The sequence below is a fragment of the Empedobacter sp. R750 genome (assembly GCF_030324345.1).
GTDB lineage: Bacteria > Bacteroidota > Bacteroidia > Flavobacteriales > Weeksellaceae > Empedobacter > Empedobacter falsenii_C.
On sequence record NZ_JACAGF010000009.1, the window covers coordinates 120,544 to 137,036 of the forward strand.

Annotated in this window: 16 protein-coding genes; 15 read left to right on the top strand and 1 reads right to left on the bottom strand. The window is 30.3% G+C overall.

Going from position 1 to position 16,493, the window contains the following annotated elements; genetic code table 11:
• The first annotated feature begins 33 nt into the window (after nt 1-33).
• The 5 genes from HXZ74_RS10745 (at nt 34) to HXZ74_RS10765 (ending at nt 4,941) form a co-directional block, all read left to right on the top strand.
• On the top strand, nt 34-2,418 hold the full coding sequence (locus tag HXZ74_RS10745; RefSeq protein WP_286475324.1) for a TonB-dependent receptor: 2,385 nt from the start codon (nt 34-36) through the stop codon (nt 2,416-2,418).
• A gap of 7 nt (nt 2,419-2,425) precedes the next feature.
• Complete coding sequence (locus HXZ74_RS10750; RefSeq protein WP_286475327.1) at nt 2,426-2,746, top strand: hypothetical protein; 321 nt, start codon at nt 2,426-2,428, stop codon at nt 2,744-2,746.
• 49 nt (nt 2,747-2,795) lie between these two features.
• Nucleotides 2,796-3,278, top strand: a complete 483-nt coding sequence (locus HXZ74_RS10755; RefSeq protein WP_180904716.1) for a DUF4625 domain-containing protein — start codon at nt 2,796-2,798, stop codon at nt 3,276-3,278.
• Between the two features lie 101 nt (nt 3,279-3,379).
• Nucleotides 3,380-4,234: a BadF/BadG/BcrA/BcrD ATPase family protein gene (locus HXZ74_RS10760; protein ID WP_286475330.1), complete on the top strand. Its 855-nt coding sequence runs from the start codon at nt 3,380-3,382 to the stop codon at nt 4,232-4,234.
• Nucleotides 4,235-4,236: 2 nt separating this feature from the next.
• The gene (locus HXZ74_RS10765; RefSeq protein WP_286475332.1) at nt 4,237-4,941 is read left to right on the top strand and encodes a formyltransferase family protein; all 705 of its coding nucleotides are present in this window, start codon (nt 4,237-4,239) and stop codon (nt 4,939-4,941) included.
• A 74-nt stretch (nt 4,942-5,015) separates the two neighbouring features.
• Here the strand turns inward: HXZ74_RS10765 and HXZ74_RS10770 are convergent, their stop codons facing one another.
• Entirely contained in the window at nt 5,016-5,621 is a 606-nt protein-coding gene (locus HXZ74_RS10770) for a DUF4126 domain-containing protein (RefSeq protein WP_286475334.1), read from the bottom strand.
• A 339-nt stretch (nt 5,622-5,960) separates the two neighbouring features.
• Here HXZ74_RS10770 and udk point away from each other — a divergent pair, with 339 nt between their 5' ends.
• The 10 genes from udk to HXZ74_RS10820 all read left to right on the top strand — a co-directional run bounded on the left by udk (nt 5,961) and on the right by HXZ74_RS10820 (nt 16,491).
• On the top strand, nt 5,961-6,629 hold the full coding sequence (udk, locus tag HXZ74_RS10775; RefSeq protein ID WP_491047428.1) for a uridine kinase: 669 nt from the start codon (nt 5,961-5,963) through the stop codon (nt 6,627-6,629).
• Nucleotides 6,629-7,018: an FtsB family cell division protein gene (locus tag HXZ74_RS10780; RefSeq protein WP_286475336.1), complete on the top strand. Its 390-nt coding sequence runs from the start codon at nt 6,629-6,631 to the stop codon at nt 7,016-7,018. The genes udk and HXZ74_RS10780 overlap by 1 nt, the downstream gene beginning before the upstream one ends.
• On the top strand, nt 7,011-8,285 hold the full coding sequence (locus tag HXZ74_RS10785) for a methylmalonyl-CoA mutase family protein (RefSeq protein WP_286475338.1): 1,275 nt from the start codon (nt 7,011-7,013) through the stop codon (nt 8,283-8,285). The genes HXZ74_RS10780 and HXZ74_RS10785 overlap by 8 nt, the downstream gene beginning before the upstream one ends.
• 7 nt (nt 8,286-8,292) lie before the next feature.
• Nucleotides 8,293-8,610 carry a hypothetical protein gene (locus HXZ74_RS10790; RefSeq protein ID WP_286475341.1) on the top strand — a complete coding sequence of 106 codons (318 nt, stop codon included), beginning with the start codon at nt 8,293-8,295 and terminating at the stop codon, nt 8,608-8,610.
• A complete protein-coding gene (locus HXZ74_RS10795) occupies nt 8,600-9,013 on the top strand; it encodes an RDD family protein (protein ID WP_286475343.1) in 414 nt (137 codons plus the stop codon). The genes HXZ74_RS10790 and HXZ74_RS10795 overlap by 11 nt, the downstream gene beginning before the upstream one ends.
• A gap of 4 nt (nt 9,014-9,017) precedes the next feature.
• Nucleotides 9,018-10,184: a THUMP-like domain-containing protein gene (locus HXZ74_RS10800; RefSeq protein WP_286475345.1), complete on the top strand. Its 1,167-nt coding sequence runs from the start codon at nt 9,018-9,020 to the stop codon at nt 10,182-10,184.
• Nucleotides 10,185-10,246: 62 nt separating this feature from the next.
• Nucleotides 10,247-12,424: an FUSC family membrane protein gene (locus tag HXZ74_RS10805; protein WP_286475347.1), complete on the top strand. Its 2,178-nt coding sequence runs from the start codon at nt 10,247-10,249 to the stop codon at nt 12,422-12,424.
• A 3-nt stretch (nt 12,425-12,427) separates the two neighbouring features.
• The gene (locus HXZ74_RS10810; RefSeq protein ID WP_286475349.1) at nt 12,428-14,227 is read left to right on the top strand and encodes an ABC transporter ATP-binding protein; all 1,800 of its coding nucleotides are present in this window, start codon (nt 12,428-12,430) and stop codon (nt 14,225-14,227) included.
• Between the two features lie 60 nt (nt 14,228-14,287).
• Nucleotides 14,288-14,962, top strand: a complete 675-nt coding sequence (locus tag HXZ74_RS10815) for a hypothetical protein (protein ID WP_286475351.1) — start codon at nt 14,288-14,290, stop codon at nt 14,960-14,962.
• A gap of 146 nt (nt 14,963-15,108) precedes the next feature.
• Nucleotides 15,109-16,491: a TolC family protein gene (locus tag HXZ74_RS10820; protein ID WP_286475353.1), complete on the top strand. Its 1,383-nt coding sequence runs from the start codon at nt 15,109-15,111 to the stop codon at nt 16,489-16,491.
• The last annotated feature ends 2 nt before the right edge of the window (nt 16,492-16,493 follow it).

Genomic DNA, 16,493 nt, shown 5'->3' on the forward strand with positions numbered 1-16,493 from the left:
TTATTTTTTTAACGTTATTAAATTATTGTATTTATGTCAATCAACATAAAATGGAGCATTGCTGCTACATTATTGTGCGGAACTGTGTTTGCACAAAACATTTTCGAAGGTCAAATTATAGATAAAAATCAAAAACCAATTCCTTTCGCAACTGTATATTTCAACAACGAAGAATATCACACAAATGCCGAAGGAAAATTTAGAATCGAAAACTTAAACAAAGGAAATTATCAAATTCAAATTGATGAGCAAGGTTACGAACCTTTTTCTCAAAATATTACGTTTGATTCACAACAAAAATTTGTTTTTACACTTACTTTTCACAAATCGTACAATTTAGATGAAGTTACTGTTTTAGGCCATCATCACGATTTTTCAACAGCTAATGTAGAACGTGTCGATCAATCTTATATTCAAGAAAATTATGCAGGATCGTTAGCAAAATCGCTCGAAAATATTGCAGGTGTCAATGCTTCAGGAATTGGATCATCAGCTTCAAAACCAATTATTCGTGGACTTGGTTTCAATCGATTAATTGTTGCTGAAAATGGTGTAAAACAAGAAGGACAACAATGGGGAGCCGATCATGGCTTGGAGATTGATGCACTAAATGTTGAAGATATTGAAGTGATAAAAGGCCCTGCGGCTTTGGAGTACGGAAATGAGGCTATTGCTGGAGTTATCAAGATTAACAATAACAATTTACCAGCAAAACATTCACTTTCTGGAGAAGCAAAAGCTTTGTATCAATCGATTAATGATAATTACGGAATTGGATTTAATTTAAAATCTCGAAACGATCATTTTTTCTATAAAATAAAAGGTTCGTATTCTGATTATGCCGACTACAGAACGACTACAGATCGCATTTATTATCTGAATCGTTATTTGCCAATTTACAATAAACGTGTTAAAAATACGGCTGGACAAGATTTGAATGCTGAAATACAAACAGGTTATATTGGCGAAAAATTTCGTTCAATTTTAACGGTTTCTAATGTTAATCAAAAAATTGGTTTTTTTCCTGGTTCTCACGGAATTCCTTCTGTAGATAGGCTTCAAGATGATGGAAATTATAGAAATATCGAATTTCCTTATCAAAAAGTTAATCATTTTAAAGTGATTTCCGAAAATGAATTTCGTTTAAATTCAAAAGATGTTTTAAAATTTTTGGCAAGTTATCAAAACAATCGTCGCCAAGAAGTTAGTTCGTTTCACACTCATTATGCGAATCAACCCGCTCCAACAAAAAATCCTGATTTAGAATTAGATTTTAATCTTTCTACTTATGATTCTCAATTAAAATTTGAACATAATCATAGCAAAAATTTCAAAACAATTATCGGTGCACAAGCACAATTGCAAGCCAATAATATTGCGGGTTACAATTATTTATTGCCAAAATATGATCGAAATATTTTTAGTGGATTTTTGATTGAAGAATTCAAAAAAGGAAATAAGTGGAAAGTTACAGCTGGTTTACGTTACGATTATTCAACGTTCAAATCAGAAGGTTATTTTGATGATTTTCTGTACAATTATTTGATTGAAAAAGGAAATTCTGAAGGAATTGCAGATTATTATGCAAATCGTAGCAAATCTATTGATCGTAATTTCAGTAATTTAAACGGAATGATTGGTGCAACTTTTCAACCAAATGATTTATGGGATTTCAATTTAAATGTTGGAACAAACTTCCGTTTACCAACCGCTATAGAATTGGGTTCTAACGGAATTCATCACGGTAGTTTTAGACATGAACGAGGTGACGAAAATCTTGATGTAGAAAAAGGAATTGCAGTAGATTTCAAATCTGTTTTTCACAAAAATGATTGGGATATTTCGCTAAGTCCTTATTTATATTATTTCAGCAATTATATTTTCTTGAAACCTTCGGGACAATTTTCGATTCTTCCTCATGGTGGACAAATTTATCAATATACGCAAAGCAAAGCGTTGTTGACTGGTTTTGAATTTGAAGTTCGTAAGAAAATCAACGAAAATTTTGATGCAAATCTTGTTTACGAATATTTATATAATCGCCAAATCACGGAAAATAAAAAATTCGGAAATTATCTTCCTTTCACGCCTGCAAATAATTTATTTGGACAAATTAATTATAAAATCAATCAAAATATTGGATTTTTAGAAGGTTTGAGCTTTTTTGCAAATGGAAAATATACATTTGAGCAAGATAAAATTGCACAAAACGAAGATATTACACCAAGTTATTTCTTGGTTGGAATTGGAGGAAAAACGAAACTTAAATTCAATAATTTTAGTGCAAATTTAAGTGTTCAGGTTTCTAATTTATTCAATAAAAACTATTACAACCACACCAGTTTTTATCGTGCATTGCAATTACCAGAACAAGCTCGAAACATACAAGTTATGTTAGGAATTCCGTTCGGAAAATAGTTGATACATGAAAAAGAGACATCCTATTTTTGGACTTTTCTTTAGTATTATTCTTTTTTCGATTCCAATTTTTAATCAATTACATTTTTCTTTAATCGATCATTCACAAGATTTTTCGAATCAAAAGAAAGATATTATTCATCATCAATGTAATCACTTTACATTCTATTCTGTCTTTATTGACACGCATGATGATCCAAAAATTGAAGGAAAACAAAACGAAGAATTTTACAGAAAAGAAAGTTTTGAACAAGTAGAAAAAATTAAACTTTCTACAATTGAATATCATTTTACACGTGGTCCGCCACAAGATTTTGTTTATTCATAAATCAATCAAAATCTTAAAAAATAATATTCAATTCAAAAAAAAATAAACAATGAAAAATTCAATTTTAAAATATTCATTTATAACATTATCAGCATTATTTATTACATCTTGCTCATCAGATGATTCTTCATTAGATACAACAAAACCAGAAATTAATTTAATTTCACCAAAAGATGAAGCTCACCTACATTTAGGTGACGAGATTAATATTGAAGCTATCTTGAAAGATAATATTGAGTTGGGAGCTGTAAAAATTGATATTCATTATGCAGGAGATGGACATACTCATAACCATCGTTCTGCTAGTGTACAAGAAGCTTCAAGTTCTACAAATACTCAATGGGAATTTACCAAAGAAGAAGCAATTCCTTCAGGTAAAAAGGAATATGCATACAATTATAAAGTTGCAATTCCTCAAGAAGGTATTGTAGATGGTGCATATCATTTAGGATTAATTCTAATTGATAAAGCAGGAAATCAATCCGAAACATACATCGAAATCGATATAGTTGACCATAGCCACGATCATTAATTATTTTTTTATATAAAAAGCCTGAAATTTCAGGCTTTTTTTTATGCGCATTGTTAAAAGAATGTTATTTTAGCACTCCTCAATTATATCAAAACAAAAAAATGATTGCAATAGCAGATAGCGGTTCTACTAAAACGGATTGGGTAATTTTAGATAGCGACCTTAATGAAGTTTTTAGAACAAGTACAATCGGATTTAATCCGTATTTTGTAACATCAGAAGATATTACGACTGAATTACAAAAAAATGAAGATTTTGCACCTGTTGCAAATGATTTTACAAAAGTCTTTTTTTATGGTGCAGGAACTTCCAGCGAAGCAATGCATGCTGTTGTTAAAGAAGGTTTAGAGAATTTCTTTACAAATGCAGAATTTGTCGTAGACCATGATTTATTAGCTGCTTGTTACGCAACTTATATGGGAAAACCTGCAATGGTTTGTATCTTAGGAACAGGGTCTAATTCTTGTTATTTCGATGGAACAACAATGCGCGAAGAAACAAAATCTTTAGCTTATATCTTAGGTGACGAAGGTTCTGGAAATGACTTAGGAAAACGTGTATTACGCGCTTTTTACACAAAAAAAATGCCTCCACATTTAGCCAAAGCTTTTGATGATTATTATAAATTATCAGTAGATGAGTTAAATAAAAATGTGTACCAAAATAAATTTGCAAACACATATTTAGCATCTTTCAATAAATTTGTTGTCGAACATAAAAATGATCCATTTATTCAGAAAATTATTTATGATGCAATGTCTTCTTTTGTCGAATATCAAATTATGCCTTACGAAGAAGCTCGTCATTCTGAATTAAATTTCATTGGCTCAATTGCTCATATTTACGAAGATGTTATTCGTTCGGTTGCGGCAGAATATCACTTGACAGTTGGTCATATTATTAGAAAACCAATTGATAATGTTGTTGATTATCACAAAAAATATTTGATTAAATAATCATGGCAACTCAACCAAAAATAGCGGTAATCTCTTACAATACTCCTCATCGCAAAACACAAGATGTTTTACACGGATTAAAAGCTAAAGGTTACCAAAATGTAAAAATATTTGCATTGCCTTTTATACAAAGGGAAAATCCGTTCAAACCAATTTATCAACATCGTCCAAGTAAGGCGATTCAAGTAAATTTAGATGATTACTGTAATAATTTTGGTTATGATTTTGATTTGACAACTGCTGAAACGTTGAACAATCAATTAAACGATTATAAAGCTGAATATGTGATTATTGCAGGAGCAGGATTATTACCAGATGAATTGGTTGAAAATCATAAAATTATCAATACGCATCCAGGTTTTTTACCTTTGACGAGAGGTTTAGATTCATTAAAATGGGCAATCACAAAAGGAGTCGAAATTGGTGTTACAACTCATTTTGTAGACACAGAAGCTGACGCTGGCTTTTTGATTGAACAACAATATGTTCCTGTTTATGGGAATGATACGTTTCATTCATTGGCTAATCGTCAATATGAAACAGAAATTGAAATGTTAGTTAATTCGATTGAATTGATTCCAACACTTTCAGAATTCAAATCACTTTCATCAAATGAATTTGAGGCTACGCGCAGAATGCCAAAAGCTATCGAAGAAAATTTGATGCAAGCATTTGAAACATACAAAGAAAAATATAAAAGGGATTAAATATTTTTAGATAAAAAAACAAAAAAGCTAACCAATTGGTTAGCTTTTTTTTTAAATATAATCCTTCACTCTTTTCACAATTCTTCCGCCAATAGCTGATCACCTTTTTTTCTAACACTTTTATATGCTCTATAACACACATATAAAATAACCAGTACAAAAATAAATGCCAAAGGAGCCAATACAATTGCCGTAATACTTAATACAATAGAACTAAACGTTTCTCCTGTATTAACCAAAAAATTTCCCGCTCCCGCAGTTGTCGTGGTCGAAACAGCTCTTGCAGCAGCAGTTGTACCGCTAATCGCAGCCGCAGTTCCTCCTCCGGCTATAATCGCCAAAGCCCAAGTTGCGACTTCGTTCATTTCTGGCATCGTAATTCCAACCGCTATTGTTCCTGCAATTCCAGCTAAGGGAACCGCAATCGTATCCAACAAATTATCAATAATTGGAATATAATAAGCTCCAATTTCTACTAACATCGCTACACCAAGTGTTATAAGAGCCGGTGTACTCCCAACCCACATCCAACTTTCGTCGAGATTAATAAAACTTCCTCCAAATTTGACAGCTAAACTTAATACAAATAAGGGAAGAAAAATCCGAAAACCAGCAGCAGCGGCTAATCCTATTCCGAGAAATAACGAAAAAATAGTAGACATTGAGATTAAATCGTTCATAGTTTAGTATTTTATAATAGTTCTGATTTTATAAATATAATGATAAAAAAGATAAAGTTTTTATAATTTTTTCTTTCCTTTGCATCCGATTAAGAGAAACCAAGTACTGCAAAGTACTTTTTTTGTGTAAATAAACCTAAATGTTTGAGCTACATCTAAATAATCGAATAATAAATCAATCATTTTTTAAATGCATTGATAATTATTTCTTTTCTCAAAATCAATCAACCAAAACTTCTTCACGACAACATTTAAAATTTTGCAAGAATCAATTTCTTTTTATTTTAATTTCTGATAGGAAAATTTTATCTTTAAGGAAATTTTACGAGAACTCTTGCAATGGAAACATCAAACGAAATTAAAAAAATTAATAAAACAAAAATGCTGGTAATAGGAATTGCAGGAGGAACAGGTTCGGGAAAAACAACTGTTGTAAATAATATTTTAAGAGATCTTAATGCGGAAAGCGTTATCGTTATTTCTCAAGATAATTATTATAAAGATCATCCTGAATTATCTTTTGATGAACGTTCTAAAATCAATTTTGATCATCCAAGATCAATTGATTTCGAATTACTAAAAGAACATGTCGCTTTATTGAAAAATGGCGTATCAATCGAACAACCTGTCTACTCGTTTATTACGCATAGTCGCAAGGAAGAAACGATTTTAACGCATCCACAATCGGTTATTATTGTAGAAGGAATTTTAGTATTGACTGATGCAGATTTACGCGATTTATTTGATGTAAAAATCTTTGTTCATGCCGATTCTGATGAGCGTTTAATTCGTCGTGTGCGCCGTGATATCCAAGAACGTGGACGCGATTTGGATGAAGTTTTAACACGTTACCAAAAAACGTTAAAACCTATGCATCAGCAATTTATAGAACCATCTAAAAATTACGCAGACATTATTATTCCGAATATGAAAAAGAAAAATTCTGTCGCAATCAAAGTTTTATCAACTGTAATTAAAGAAAAACTCAACTCGAAAACTACTGTATAATGAAAGAAAAATCGGAAGAAATCTTTGACGAAGAACTTACACCAGAAGTACCGAAAAGAAAAATTAAGGATACACGTGTATTCAAATTTGTTTGGAATCGTTACTTTGTTCTAACGGTTGCGTTTGCTGTTTGGATGATTTTTTTCGATCAAAATTCTTTTTTCGTACATCGCGAGTTGGATAAACAAATCAAATTATTAGAAGTTGATGAACAATATTACCAAGAACACTTGGATACTGAATCTGAAAAATTAAATCAACTAAATAGTAATCCTGCTGAAATTGAAAGAATTGCAAGAGAAAAGCATTTCTTGAAAAAAGATGATGAAGATATTTTTATCATTCAGCAAGAAAAAGTTACGAAGCCACAAAATAAAGAAAATGAGTAAGTTATTTGAAAATTTTGATTCTATTTCTGAAAAAGAATGGAAAAATAAAGTTCAAGTCGAGCTAAAAGGTTTAGAATATAATGAAACCTTGGTTTGGGGAACGAACGATCAAATAAATGTAAAACCATTATATACAAAGGATGACGTCGATTATTCGGCTGTGCAACCTTTGCCAAAATCGTCAAAAGATTGGAAAATTATTTCGAAATATACAGGAAATAAAAACCAAGATTACAGCTTTTTGTATGGATATTTGATTGATCAAAATCAAGTTAATCCTTCATTAGAACTTCCTAATTATTTGGATTTATTCATTAAATATGATGGAACTTCTGATTTAAAATCGCTTGAAAATCTTCCAAATCTGAAATATTTAGATTTAGATATTTATGGATATTTGGCTCAGAATGGACTTTGGCAAAATGATTCAGAAAAAGCATCAAAAGAATTGGTGAAAGAAGCATTAGAGTTGAAAAATTTTGAGAAAGTAATTTCAATTCAAGGAGATATTTATCAAAATGCTGGTGCAAATCATGTTCAACAAATTGCAATTACACTTGCGCATGCTGTAGAATATTTAGAAAATTTTGGAGCTGATATTGCAGATAAAATCTATTTTAAATTCGCTGTAGGAAGTAATTATTTCTTCGAAGTAGCGAAATTAAGAGCGTTCCGTTTCTTATGGAAAATGATTTTGGAGCAGTATAATAAAGAAAGTGAAGCATTTATTTTCACTTCAACATCAGATCGAAATAAATCTAAATTAGATATTTACAACAACGTTATTCGTTCTACAATAGAGGCTTCTTCGGCTATCTTTGGATCAAGTGATGCTGTTTTTGTTGGATCATATGACGAAGTAAATAAAGAGTCTGATTTTGGATTAGAATTAGCCGCAAAACAACAATTATTGTTGCAAAAAGAATCTTATTTAAACCAATTTGCTGATCCTGCTGCTGGTTCTTTCTACATCGAAAGTTTGACAAATCAAATGGCTGAAAATGCGTTAGAATTGTTCAAAACAATACAAAATGTTGGTGGTTTTGTGAATGCTTTACAAAATGAAACTATTCAAGATTTTGTTTACACAAGCGCGAAAAAAGAGCAAAAAGATTTCGATGAGCAAACCATTAAATTAATTGGTGTAAACAAGTTTAGAAATCCTGCGGATGTGATTGAAAAATCGCCAAAAGAAAAAGTGGTAAAACAAGCACTTTTTGTTCCAATTGTTCCAACTCGTTTGGCAGAAAAAGAAGAAAAAAAATAGTTTTTACATGAATTGGATACCAATTTCATTAAAAGAACTCGACAATATAATCGAAACTTCAGTAACTGTGATGGATGCTGAAGTTTTGTGTTTTTGGAATTCTATAAAAATAGTTCCAGAAAAAAGACTAGTTCCTTCTTATAGTAATGAAGATTATTTTTGGATTGTAGGAAAAATCAAAAATTATATTATTTATTACAACGATATTGAAGAAGGTTTTAATATTTCTTTAGAAAATAATTTATCGTATATCGAAGTGATTTCTGCTGAACAAGATGAGCTTCATTTCGCATTGATGAAACTTCTTAAAAACTATGAAATCTAATAAATACATTTTTCAACGACTTATAGCCGGATTTATTGATTATGCAGTATTTATAATCATTGCAGCGCTTTATATTTATAATTTTGGAACTTTAGCGAGTGATGGAAGTTATAATGTAAACGGAATAAATGCTTTACCTATTTTTATCTTTTGGTTCATTTATTTTGTTATGATTGAAGTTATTTTTCATGGAACTTTAGGTCATTTAATCCTAAATTTGCAACCTGTAAATGCTAAAACAGAAAAACCAATTAGTTTTTCGCAATCTTTTATTCGTCATCTTTTCGATCCTATAGATTATTTTATTTTCAGTGGATTAATTGGAATTTTAATTATAAATAACTCAAAAGAAAGTCAACGTTTAGGCGATATTGTAGCAAATACTAAAATGATTAAAAAATAACAATTTGAATCCAACTATTTTAACAAAAGAATTTCAAGAATATCTAAAAACAATCGAACATGAAGACATCAAATCTATAGGTTTGAAAAAATCGTTATTTGATGAAATTTCTTCTGCTGAAATCGCTCAACAATTGAAAGGAATTCAAGTTTCAAAACATAAATTTCCAACACTTTATTCGACAGAAAATATTTATTTTCCGCCTTCAATTAATTTGGAACAAGCAAGTTCAGAAGCCACAGCAAATTATAAATCAACTTTAGTTAAAGGAAAAAATTTGATTGATTTAACCGCAGGTTTTGGAATTGATACCATGGCTTTTGCAAAGAATTTTGACAAAGTATATCACATCGAACAAAATCCTGAATTGAGTGAGATTGTACAACATAATGCTAAAATTTTAGCGCCAAATTTAGAAACCTATACAGGAACTTTTCAGTCTTTTTTTGAAGAAAATCCTACATTAAAATTTGATGTTATTTATCTCGATCCAGCAAGAAGAAATTCGAGCGGAAGAAAATTTATTTTGGAAGATTTAGAGCCAAATATTTTAGAATGGATTCCAACTTTTTCCGAAAAAACAGAGAAAATTATCATCAAGCTTTCGCCTTTATTAGACATCACTTCTACCCTACAACAAATTGATTCAATTTTTGAAATACACATTGTTGCATTAAAAAATGAAGTGAAAGATTTTCTAATCATTTTAGATAAAAATTCTTCAACAAAAAACCCTTTGATAAAAGCTGTTAATTTAGAAAATAATCAATCCGAATTTTCTTTTCATTTTGAAGAAGAATATAGTGCGAATGCAAGTTTTGGAGGAATTCAACGTTATATTTACGAACCAAATGTTGCGATTCTAAAAACTGGTGCTTTCAAATTATTGAGCGAAAAATTCAATCTTCATAAACTTCATCAGAATACTCATTTGTATACTTCGAATGAACTTTTAGAGAATTTTCCTGGAAAAATTTACTTGATTGAAGAAGAAATTAAAAATCAAAAAAAAGAAATTCTAAAAACAAAAGCGAATTTATTAGTCAAAAATTACAATCAGCCAATAGACGTTATCAAGAAAAAATTCAAAATTATTGATGGTGGTACAACAACTTTAATTTTTACTCAAAGCATTGATGGTTTTCATATTCTAAAAACTTCACGAGTTTAGTTGGGTTTCGAAAAAAGTTGTGTTAATTTTATACAACAATTTTCAACCTTAAAAAATTACACTTGAAAATCATCAATAAAATTGAAAACTTTATCTACGGAGAAGCGCTTTCAGATGGCTTAAAAACTTCTTTAGCGATTATCATTCCGCCTATCGTAGCCAGCTTGTTTGGCGATTTATATGCCGGTGTAACGATAAGTCTTGGTGCAGTTTTAGCACACATGACGGATACACCTGGTCCATTTAAAGAACGCCGAAACCTGATGTGGCTTTCCGTGCTCTTGATTTTCCTTGTTTCATATTTCACCAAAACGATTAACAGTTACCCAATATTTCTAGGTATTTGTTTAACACTTATCGTATTCTTTTCTAACATGTTAACCGTTTGGGGACAACGTACAAGTGCGCTTGGAATGGTCATTATGATGTCAATGGTAATGAATATGAATGATTTACGACATGAGTTAAGTCCTCTTCATATTGCACTTTTTGTGACTGCTGGAGCAGCTTGGTACACTATTTTTAGCCTAGCTATTAGTACCTTTCGTCCTTATCGTATGGCGCAGCAAAACTTAGCTGATACAATGATTCATATTTCTGAATACATTCGAATCAAGGCTTCTATGTTTGATAAAGACTCTAATTACGATGATATTATCAAAAAATTAATCGATGAACATGTTGTAATTAACGAAAAACAAAGTTTAGTTCGTGAATTAGTTTTTTCGAACAAAAAATTGGTAAAAGACCTGACACCAATTGGGCGTTCGATTGTGTTTATTTTTTCTGATTTGGTGGATATATTTGAAAATGTAACAGCAAATCAATACGATTATGTGAAAATTCGAGAAGTTTACGGTGATACAAAAGCAATGCGCAAAATCTATAATTTAATGAATAAATTAGCGCATGAGCTTAAAATGATTGCTTATCATATTAACTCGAACAAACGTCCTAAACAACCTACTTTTGACTTTGAAGTTGAGTTGAAAAAGATTGATGATGCTATCAAAGAATTATATGCAGAAGGACAAAAACCAATCGTTTTATCTAAAATTTACATCAATTTAAAGCAAATTGTTTATAAAATAGAGTTTATCCATAAATTTTTCTATGATGATTCATTCACAGAAAAAAAGAAAAATCCACTGGATCATGCCGAACATTTTGAACCTACAGTTGATTATTCTTTACGAAAATTAAAAGATCATCTGAATCTAAAATCTTCAATTTTTAGACATGCAATTCGTGCATCAATTGTAATGTTATTAGCTTATGGTGTCACGTTTATTATTCCGATGACTTACCATAGTTACTGGATTTTGATGACAGTTTTAGTGATTTTAAAACCTGGTTTTAGCGTAACAAAAAAGCGAAACTTTCAGCGTTTGAAAGGAACAATTGGCGGTGGATTAGTTGGGGTTTTAATATTATTGATTATTCCTCAACACAGTATCCGATTTGCTTTAATGCTTATTTTCATGTTGATGGCTTACACTTTTATTCGTCATAAATATGCAATTGGTACATTTTATTTAACCGCATATATTCTTATTTCGTTTAGTTTTTATTCGCAAAAAGATTCATTGTATATTATTCAAGAACGTTTTATTGACACACTTGTTGGAGGATTTATGGCGTTTATTTCGAGTTACTTGATTTTACCAACTTGGGAAAAAAATAATATGAACGAATATATTCAAAAAGCATTGATTGCAAATTATGAGTTTATTTATTTGGTTTTTAAAAAATTAGCAGACAACGAAGTTTCTACAACTGATTATAAGTTAGCTAGAAAAGATGTTTTTATTGCAATGGCAAATATTAATTCAGTTTTTCAACGTGTAATTTCTGAACCGAAAGGAAAACAAGAAAATGCTAACGTACTGAATAAATTCACCATTTTCAACCAGTCATTTGTTTCATATTCAGTTGGTTTAGTTAAAATTTTAAAGAAAAATAATTCTGTTATTTTAACTTCAGAACACATTCGATTGATGAAGAAAATTTTGCAATTATTGTTACAAAACATTCGGCTTTATGGCGAATATGAAACAGAAAATTTACCTAAAACAATAGAATTTGGAGAAAAAACTGTTGCATATACTGAAATTGAAACAGAGGCTTTGCAAAATGATTCTGAACTGATTGAAGATCTATTAGAGTATTTATACGAGATTGCTTACGATTTCACAAAAGTTGGTCACGTTTTTGTGAAAGAACAACCGTTAAAAGAATAATAAATGACAATCATTCAACTGTTTAAAAATCTACGTCCATTTGTAAAACCTTATCGTTCTTTGGTTGTCGCAACTTTGCTCCTAACCTTAGTTGGATCTTTTACGTCACAGGTAAACGCCCTTATTTTACAGTATACCGTAGATTCTATAAATGGTTTGGTTGAAGCTGGAAAAGGATTAAAAGAAGGTCTGAAAATCATTTCGTTTATTTCAATTGTTTTGATGACAAAAGAAATCTTGAATGCTTTTATCACATTTGGTCAAAAATATTATGGTGAAAAGCTTAGAATCTTAGTTTCACAAGATTTAGCACAAACCATTATCGAAAAGATTTTGACGTATAGAATGGCATTTTATACAAATCAAGATAATCAAGCAGGAAAACTTCAAACCCGTATTGACAGAGGAATTGAAAGTTTGACACGTTTAGTTCAAAACTTTTTTATCGATATTCTTCCACTTTTTGCCAATTCAATTGTTGCTTTAATTTTAATGTTCAATGCTAATTTTTATGTTGGATTGGTTGGACTTTGTATCGTTCCGATTTATTTCATTATCACGCAACAGCAAGCGAAAAAGCTGAGTGGTTGGCGACGAAACTTAAGAGGTTATCGTGAACAAAAATCACAAGGAATTATCAGCATAATTGATTCAATTACAGTAATTAAATCATTTAACCGAGAAGATATAGAAGGTAAAAAACAACTTGATTTGCAAAAAGAATTGACGAATAATCAAATGCAAACACGCAAAACAAGCTTCTTTTTTGATGGTTTAAAATCTTTTATCGAGCAGTTTGGCGTAGTGATTATCATTATTTTAACTTCGTATTTGGTTCTTGACGGACAAATGACAATTGGTGCAATTATGTTTCATATTTTGTTGTTTAACAACGTTTCTGCGCCTATTCGTCAACTGCATCGTATTTACGATGAAATGAATGATGCTATGATTTATTCCGAAAGTTTCTTTGGAATTTTGAAAGCAGACAATGAAAAAGAATCATCTGGGAATTATCTTCCAACAAATCTAAAAGGAAAATTCGAAATCCAAAATGTTGACTTTTCTTATCCAAATGGTTACAAAGCCTTGAAAAATATCAACATGACAATTCAACCCAATAAAATTACTGCTTTAGTTGGTTTGTCTGGTGCTGGAAAAAGTACAGTGATTAATTTGTTAGATAAATTTTATCAACCTGATTCTGGAAAAATTCTACTTGATGGAATTGATTTAGAAGAATATGACACGCAATTTTTACGTGATAATATTGGGTTGGTTTTACAAAAAAATCACATTTTTAATGGAACAATTGAAGAAAATATTCGTTATGGAAATGTAAACGCAACTTTCGGAGAAATAGAAGATGCTGCAAAACGCGCTTATATTCATGAACAAATTATGGACTTGCCAGAAGCTTATCAATCCAAAGCCTTATTGTTATCTGGCGGTCAACAACAACGCATCGCCATAGCACGTATGTTTCTCAAAAATCCACCAATTATTTTTCTAGACGAACCTACTGCAAGTTTGGATGCAATTGCGACAGAACAGATTAAAAATAGTTTGGATGCCATCAAAAAAGATCGAACAGTTATCATTATTTCGCATAGTATTTCTCAAATTATCGATGCCGATTATACATACGTGATGAAACAAGGCGAAGTTGTAGAACACGGGATTCATGAAGATGTCTACAAAATGAACGGCACTTATAAAGAGATTTTTGATGCGATGGCAAAAAGCTTAAACATTGAAAAAATTGCCAAAACTTTTGACGATGAAGAAGAAGAAAATTATTAGCAATAATTTTATTATAAAACATTATAAATCACTACCTTTAAAGAGGTAATAGGATAGTGTATGAAAAAATTAGTTTATTTTATTGTTGGGGTATTGTTTTTTACCCAATCTTGCGAGCAAAAAAAAGAAGCTCCAAAAGAATTAGCACTTAATACGGTAACTTACGAAAATGCTTTAGACGTTCCTGTAAACAAAGTTGGTGTTCTCATTAACATAGATTCTCTTGGTTTTTTTGATCATAATTCTCAAAATTTAGATCAAAACATTGATTCAAAATCAATTGAAAATCAGCTTAAACAAATAAATTCTAAATTTGATATTGTAAAAATAATTCGTGATAAATCTGAGAAAATATTAAACGATAACAAGTATACTTATCAAATGATTGATAAATTTGATAAAAAACTAATTCCGAATGAATTAATCACAAAGGAAAATGTAAATCAAGTTAAATTTAATGATTTAAAAAAAGCGATTAATCAAGATGATTTAGTTTTGATTAATGTAAAATCGGGTCTTGATTATGATCCTGCCAACAAACAGAAATACATCGCAAAAACATATGTCTATATTAATATTTTAGACCTTAAAAATAATGCTTTAAAATATAGCGAAACAATTGGTGGAACTAAATATATAGACGAAACAATCAATAAAAGTACGACGGATTATTTAGAGAAAATGATGAAAGAATCATTAAACGAAACGTTGGATATTATTGATAATAAATATTAAATACATTGAACTATGCGCCATTTTTTTGGCAACTTTTGGAAGTCCTGAACCCTTAAAAAGTTTCAGGATTTTTATTTTTAATGACATTCTAATATTGACTTTTATTCATGGTATATTTTTTGTTAATTTTATGCTAAAATTATAGGATGCCTATTATACGATATTTATCTTTTATTCCATTATTGACTTCTATTTCGGGATTTGCACAACAATTGATTGATCCGCAACTTCGATTGCCTGTTGAAAAAGCGATTGAGTCGAGTTACGAATTAAAAAATAAACAATTGGAAGTCGAGAAAAACAATTACCAATATAACGAAGTAAAAGGTAAACAACAACCAAGTTTATCTGCAATTGCGCTGGGTGGTTATCTAAACTCGAACGGAATTATCGATATTCCAACCAAATCAATCGATATTTTGTCCACAGAATTGTTTTCGGGTAATCAAAAATTCAATACCTCTGCAGGATTATTTACTGTTGGAGTTAACGCCACTCAAATTATATTTTCGGGATTACAAATTCCAAATGCGTTGAATGCTATTCAGGAAAAAAGTACTGCTTTAGATTATTTGAAAGAAGCCGAAAAAGAAACTATAACCAAAGATATTTTACAAACTTATGATCAATTGATGTTATTGGTCAAAGTAGAAGAATTAATTTCAAATTCTGCAAAACGATTGGATAAAGAACATCTTAAAGTGCAGAAAGCAATTCAAAATGGTTTAGCTATTCCATACGATCGGGAAAAAATAAAATTAGCAATTCTAGAGTTAGAAGCCCGACAAGTAGAATTGAACGGTAATCGACAATTGCTATACAAAAAATTAGAAATGTTGACGCATCTATCTGAACAAGATCTTCAACAAATTCAATACGAACTTACACCTATTGATATTCTTGCTTCAAGCTATACTTTAGAAAATAAAAAAGAATTGAAAGCACTTGAACACTCTGTAAAAGCTTACGAATTTCTGTATCAAAAGGAAAAAGGTTCACATTTACCGCAAGTTTTTGCATTCGCGAATACCAATTACACCTCAATTTTTGGAAGTCATTTCAAATTAAAAGATGGTGATGTATTAGGTGATGTTAATTTAAAAATGAACCAATTTTCGATGTTCCCTAATATTTTGATTGGTATTGGCGCAAAGTGGGAATTGTTGGATGGCGGACAACACAAAAATAAATTAGTACAAGCGAAAACTGACATTTTAATAAATGAAAACAAGTTGAAAGATTCCCAAGAAAAACTGAATTTATTATTAAGTAAAAACAAAATTGATTACGAAACTTCTACTGAAAAATTGAAAGTAAATAATCAACAAAATACCATTGCAACAAATAATTTAGAAATTGCTTCAAGACGATTTCAAGAAGGATTAATAGATGTAACCGAGCGTTTGGCTGCTGAAAATGATTATTACAAAGCCAATCTAGGTTATTATGCTCAAATCTTAGATCAACGCTCTAAAACCTACGAATTACTTCAAACATCTGGAGAATTATTTAATCAATTATCAAATTAGAA

Coding starts and splice junctions, on each gene's coding strand:
- HXZ74_RS10745 (WP_286475324.1), top strand. CDS start 34: ATGTCAATCAACATAAAATGGAGCATTGCTGCTACATTATTGTGCGGA.
- HXZ74_RS10750 (WP_286475327.1), top strand. CDS start 2,426: ATGAAAAAGAGACATCCTATTTTTGGACTTTTCTTTAGTATTATTCTT.
- HXZ74_RS10755 (WP_180904716.1), top strand. CDS start 2,796: ATGAAAAATTCAATTTTAAAATATTCATTTATAACATTATCAGCATTA.
- HXZ74_RS10760 (WP_286475330.1), top strand. CDS start 3,380: ATGATTGCAATAGCAGATAGCGGTTCTACTAAAACGGATTGGGTAATT.
- HXZ74_RS10765 (WP_286475332.1), top strand. CDS start 4,237: ATGGCAACTCAACCAAAAATAGCGGTAATCTCTTACAATACTCCTCAT.
- HXZ74_RS10770 (WP_286475334.1), bottom strand. CDS start 5,621: ATGAACGATTTAATCTCAATGTCTACTATTTTTTCGTTATTTCTCGGA.
- udk (WP_491047428.1), top strand. CDS start 5,961: ATGGAAACATCAAACGAAATTAAAAAAATTAATAAAACAAAAATGCTG.
- HXZ74_RS10780 (WP_286475336.1), top strand. CDS start 6,629: ATGAAAGAAAAATCGGAAGAAATCTTTGACGAAGAACTTACACCAGAA.
- HXZ74_RS10785 (WP_286475338.1), top strand. CDS start 7,011: ATGAGTAAGTTATTTGAAAATTTTGATTCTATTTCTGAAAAAGAATGG.
- HXZ74_RS10790 (WP_286475341.1), top strand. CDS start 8,293: ATGAATTGGATACCAATTTCATTAAAAGAACTCGACAATATAATCGAA.
- HXZ74_RS10795 (WP_286475343.1), top strand. CDS start 8,600: ATGAAATCTAATAAATACATTTTTCAACGACTTATAGCCGGATTTATT.
- HXZ74_RS10810 (WP_286475349.1), top strand. CDS start 12,428: ATGACAATCATTCAACTGTTTAAAAATCTACGTCCATTTGTAAAACCT.
- HXZ74_RS10815 (WP_286475351.1), top strand. CDS start 14,288: ATGAAAAAATTAGTTTATTTTATTGTTGGGGTATTGTTTTTTACCCAA.
- HXZ74_RS10820 (WP_286475353.1), top strand. CDS start 15,109: ATGCCTATTATACGATATTTATCTTTTATTCCATTATTGACTTCTATT.